Source organism: Hubeiibacter jixunmingi (genome assembly GCF_041928215.1).
In the GTDB taxonomy this organism is placed as follows: domain Bacteria; phylum Pseudomonadota; class Gammaproteobacteria; order Pseudomonadales; family Moraxellaceae; genus Acinetobacter.
The window spans coordinates 1-5,567 of sequence record NZ_JBHFHK010000097.1; the positions used below are offsets into that span (position 1 = coordinate 1).

Sequence of the window (5,567 nt, forward strand, 5' to 3'; positions counted from 1 at the left end):
AAGTAAAGATTGACTCGAAGTTTATTTGAGCAAAATTTGCTAGTAATTGATGAGCCAGATTTGATGGTTAGATTAAACCATTATAAAGAATTGAACTGAAGAGTTTGATCATGGCTCAGATTGAACGCTGGCGGCAGGCTTAACACATGCAAGTCGAGCGGGGCTGATAGTGCTTGCACTATTAGCTTAGCGGCGGACGGGTGAGTAATACTTAGGAATCTGCCATTTAGTGGGGGACAACTAACCGAAAGGTTAGCTAATACCGCATACGCCCTAAGGGGGAAAGGATGGGATCTTCGGACCATTCGCTAAATGATGAGCCTAAGTCGGATTAGCTAGTTGGTGGGGTAAAGGCCTACCAAGGCGACGATCTGTAGCGGGTCTGAGAGGATGATCCGCCACACTGGGACTGAGACACGGCCCAGACTCCTACGGGAGGCAGCAGTGGGGAATATTGGACAATGGGGGGAACCCTGATCCAGCCATGCCGCGTGTGTGAAGAAGGTCGTAAGATTGTAAAGCACTTTAAGTGGGGAAGAGGGTGTTGCTGTTAATAGCAGTGATTACTGGACATTACCCACAGAATAAGCACCGGCTAACTCTGTGCCAGCAGCCGCGGTAATACAGAGGGTGCGAGCGTTAATCGGAATTACTGGGCGTAAAGCGTGCGTAGGCGGGCTTATAAGTTGGATGTGAAATCCCCGAGCTTAACTTGGGAATTGCATTCAAGACTGTAAGTCTAGAGTATGGGAGAGGAAGGTAGAATTCCAGGTGTAGCGGTGAAATGCGTAGAGATCTGGAGGAATACCGATGGCGAAGGCAGCCTTCTGGCCTAATACTGACGCTGAGGTACGAAAGCATGGGGAGCAAACAGGATTAGATACCCTGGTAGTCCATGCCGTAAACGATGTCTACTAGCCGTTGGGGTCTTTGAGACCTTAGTGGCGCAGCTAACGCGATAAGTAGACCGCCTGGGGAGTACGGTCGCAAGACTAAAACTCAAATGAATTGACGGGGGCCCGCACAAGCGGTGGAGCATGTGGTTTAATTCGATGCAACGCGAAGAACCTTACCTGGTCTTGACATACACAGAACGATCTAGAGATAGATTGGTGCCTTCGGGAATTGTGATACAGGTGCTGCATGGCTGTCGTCAGCTCGTGTCGTGAGATGTTGGGTTAAGTCCCGCAACGAGCGCAACCCTTTTCCTTACTTGCCAGCGGGTTAAGCCGGGAACTTTAAGGATACTGCCAGTGACAAACTGGAGGAAGGCGGGGACGACGTCAAGTCATCATGGCCCTTACGACCAGGGCTACACACGTGCTACAATGGTAGGTACAAAGGGTTGCTACACTGCGAAGTGATGCTAATCTCAAAAAGCCTATCGTAGTCCGGATTGGAGTCTGCAACTCGACTCCATGAAGTCGGAATCGCTAGTAATCGCGGATCAGAATGCCGCGGTGAATACGTTCCCGGGCCTTGTACACACCGCCCGTCACACCATGGGAGTTTGTTGCACCAGAAGTAGCTAGCTTAACGAAAGAGGGCGGTTACCACGGTGTGGCCGATGACTGGGGTGAAGTCGTAACAAGGTAGCCGTAGGGGAACCTGCGGCTGGATCACCTCCTTAACGAAAAGTCTTGGCTTAAGTTAAAATTCACAACAAGTTGTTTTTCTATGAAGCTGTAAGTAAAGAGAGTTTTCTTGTAAGAGAAAATAATCTTTTAAAGTACGCTTTAGGTTCGCAGACTACGCGCTTCGCTTGTCTTGCGAAAATTTTAAAGCAGTGCTTTAAAATTTTCTCAGGGTCTGTAGCTCAGTTGGTTAGAGCACACGCTTGATAAGCGTGGGGTCACAAGTTCAAGTCTTGTCAGACCCACCATTGTGTGCAAACTGAGAAAGAAGTACCAAGGGGACTTAGCTTAGTTGGTAGAGCGCCTGCTTTGCACGCAGGAGGTCAGGAGTTCGACTCTCCTAGTCTCCACCACTACGAAAGCGGTATTGCATAAGTTAGTTTATTTGTCTGAATAAGACATAAGAGTAAATTAAGTTCTGTAATAAGCGAACAGCGAATTATAGTTTAGTGTGATTGACGAGATTACACGATTCATTAACAGAATAGAATTGAGTCTGAAATAAATTGTTCACTCAATGTATATGAGATTTTAGAGATTGATGGTTGGCTTTTTAAAGCTGATAATGAGTTTATTAAAAGATATCGTATACGATTGAGAACTAGCAAATGAAGTAAACTGAATCAAGCGTAAAGCGTAGTCGTAATTATTGTTGGTTGACTAGACTTTAGATTGTTTATTGCTGCAAGGTGATGGACTGTTTAGGGTTGTATAGTCAAGTAACTAAGTGCATGCGGTGGATGCCTTGGCAGTCAGAGGCGATGAAAGACGTAATAGCCTGCGAAAAGCGTCGGGGAGGCGGCAAATATCCTGTGATCCGGCGATGTCTGAATGGGGGAACCCACCTACTATAAGGTAGGTATCAATAACTGAATACATAGGTTATTGAGGCGAACGAGGGGAAGTGAAACATCTCAGTACCCTTAGGAAAAGAAATCAATTGAGATTCCCTAAGTAGCGGCGAGCGAAAGGGGATTAGCCCATAAAGTCCTATATGGTTTAGTGGAATGCTCTGGGAAGTGCAAACATAGAGGGTGATATTCCCGTACACGAAAGGCCATATAAGATGAAGACGAGTAGGGCGAGGCACGTGAAACCTTGTCTGAACATGGGGGGACCATCCTCCAAGGCTAAATACTCCTGACTGACCGATAGTGAACCAGTACCGTGAGGGAAAGGCGAAAAGAACCCCTGTGAGGGGAGTGAAATAGATCCTGAAACCGCATGCATACAAGCAGTAGGAGCATACTTTGTTATGTGACTGCGTACCTTTTGTATAATGGGTCAGCGACTTATATTTTGTAGCAAGGTTAACTGTATAAGGGAGCCGTAGAGAAATCGAGTCTGAATAGGGCGTTAAGTTGCAAGGTATAGACCCGAAACCGAGTGATCTATCCATGAGCAGGTTGAAGGTTGGGTAACACTAACTGGAGGACCGAACCCACTGTCGTTGAAAAGCCAGGGGATGACTTGTGGATAGGGGTGAAAGGCTAATCAAACTCGGTGATAGCTGGTTCTCCCCGAAAGCTATTTAGGTAGCGCCTCGGACGAATACCATAGGGGGTAGAGCACTGTTTCGGCTAGGGGGTCATCCCGACTTACCAAACCGATGCAAACTCCGAATACCTATGAGTACTATCCGGGAGACAGACTGCGGGTGCTAACGTCCGTAGTCAAGAGGAAAACAATCCAGACCGCCAGCTAAGGCCCCAAAATCATAGTTAAGTGGGAAACGATGTGGGAAGGCATAGACAGCTAGGAGGTTGGCTTAGAAGCAGCCACCCTTTAAAGAAAGCGTAATAGCTCACTAGTCGAGTCGGCCTGCGCGGAAGATGTAACGGGGCTAAAACTATGTGCCGAAGCTGCGGATTTAACTTTTAGTTAAGTGGTAGGGGAGCGTTCTGTAAGCCGAAGAAGGTGGATTGAGAAGTCCGCTGGAGGTATCAGAAGTGCGAATGCTGACGTGAGTAACGACAAAACGGGTGAAAAACCCGTTCGCTGAAAGACCAAGGGTTCCAGTCCAACGTTAATCGGGGCTGGGTGAGTCGACCCCTAAGGCGAGGCCGAGAGGCGTAGTCGATGGGAAATTGGTTAATATTCCAATACTTCTGTGTAATGCGATGAGAGGACGGAGAAAGTTAAGTCAGCCTGGCGTTGGTTGTCCAGGTGAAAGATTGTAGGTATGTATCTTAGGCAAATCCGGGGTACTCTATACTGAGAATCGATAGCAAGCTGTACTTGTACAGCGAAGTGGCTGATACTCTGCTTCCAGGAAAAGTCTCTAAGCTTCAGTTACACAGGAATCGTACCCGAAACCGACACAGGTGGTCAGGTCGAGTAGACCAAAGCGCTTGAGAGAACTCTGCTGAAGGAACTAGGCAAAATGGTACCGTAACTTCGGGAGAAGGTACGCTGTTGTCGGTGATGGAACTTGCTTCCTGAGCTGATGACAGCCTCAGAAACCAGGCCGCTGCAACTGTTTATTAAAAACATAGCACTCTGCAAACACGAAAGTGGACGTATAGGGTGTGATGCCTGCCCGGTGCTGGAAGGTTAATTGATGGGGTTAGCGTAAGCGAAGCTCTTGATCGAAGCCCCAGTAAACGGCGGCCGTAACTATAACGGTCCTAAGGTAGCGAAATTCCTTGTCGGGTAAGTTCCGACCTGCACGAATGGCATAATGATGGCGGCGCTGTCTCCAGCAGAGGCTCAGTGAAATCGAAATCGCTGTGAAGATGCAGTGTACCCGCGGCTAGACGGAAAGACCCCGTGAACCTTTACTACAGCTTGACATTGAACTTTGACCTTACTTGTGTAGGATAGGTGGGAGGCTATGAAGTGGTGACGCCAGTTGCCATGGAGCCATCCTTGAAATACCACCCTGGTAATGTTGAGGTTCTAACTCAGCCCCGTAATCCGGGGCGAGGACCATGTCTGGTGGGTAGTTTGACTGGGGCGGTCTCCTCCTAAAGAGTAACGGAGGAGTACGAAGGTGCGCTCAGCGTGGTCGGAAATCACGCGTAGAGTATAAAGGCAAAAGCGCGCTTAACTGCGAGACCCACAAGTCGAGCAGGTACGAAAGTAGGTCTTAGTGATCCGGTGGTTCTGTATGGAAGGGCCATCGCTCAACGGATAAAAGGTACTCTGGGGATAACAGGCTGATACCGCCCAAGAGTTCATATCGACGGCGGTGTTTGGCACCTCGATGTCGGCTCATCTCATCCTGGGGCTGAAGCAGGTCCCAAGGGTATGGCTGTTCGCCATTTAAAGAGGTACGCGAGCTGGGTTTAGAACGTCGTGAGACAGTTCGGTCCCTATCTACCGTGGGCGCTGGAAATTTGAGAGGATCTGCTCCTAGTACGAGAGGACCAGAGTGGACGAACCTCTGGTGTACCGGTTGTGACGCCAGTCGCATCGCCGGGTAGCTATGTTCGGAAGGGATAACCGCTGAAAGCATCTAAGCGGGAAGCCTACCTCAAGATAAGATTTCCCTTAGGCTTTATGCCTACTAAAGAGCCGTTCAAGACTAGGACGTTGATAGGTTGGATGTGGAAGCATGGCGACATGTGAAGCTGACCAATACTAATTGCTCGTGAGGCTTGACTATACAACACCTAAACAGTTCGTATAGCAACCAACAAACTAGACAAAGCTAAACGCATTAATGATTCAGTAAAACGTACTAAATCTAGTGAACAAAGCAAAAATCAGACTCAAAGCATTCTGTACCCTATGCGGTATTTGGCAATGCAAAGTTCAAATGAACTCAGCATCATAATAAAGCCAAAACCCAACAGTTTGCTGGCGACCATAGCACGTGTGAACCACCTGATCCCTTCCCGAACTCAGAAGTGAAAACACGTCGCGCTGATGGTAGTGTGGGCTCAACCATGCGAGAGTAAGTCATCGCCAGCTCTTTATTCCTAACCACCC

2 tRNA genes and 3 rRNA genes are annotated in these 5,567 nt (G+C 48.3%); all 5 read left to right on the forward strand.

Features of this window, described 5'->3' with window-relative positions:
• Positions 1-92 precede the first annotated feature (92 nt).
• The 5 genes from ACEYX7_RS10465 (at position 93) to rrf (ending at position 5,549) form a co-directional block, all read left to right on the forward strand.
• Positions 93-1,630: ribosomal RNA gene (locus ACEYX7_RS10465) — 16S ribosomal RNA — on the forward strand.
• A 175-nt stretch (positions 1,631-1,805) separates the two neighbouring features.
• A tRNA-Ile gene (locus tag ACEYX7_RS10470) sits at positions 1,806-1,882 on the forward strand.
• Between the two features lie 29 nt (positions 1,883-1,911).
• Positions 1,912-1,987 (forward strand) — tRNA-Ala (locus ACEYX7_RS10475).
• 360 nt (positions 1,988-2,347) lie between these two features.
• A 23S ribosomal RNA gene (locus ACEYX7_RS10480) occupies positions 2,348-5,241 on the forward strand.
• 193 nt (positions 5,242-5,434) lie between these two features.
• Positions 5,435-5,549 (forward strand): 5S ribosomal RNA (gene rrf / locus ACEYX7_RS10485).
• Together the 16S, 23S and 5S rRNA genes with 2 tRNA genes alongside form the textbook arrangement of a ribosomal RNA operon.
• The last annotated feature ends 18 nt before the right edge of the window (positions 5,550-5,567 follow it).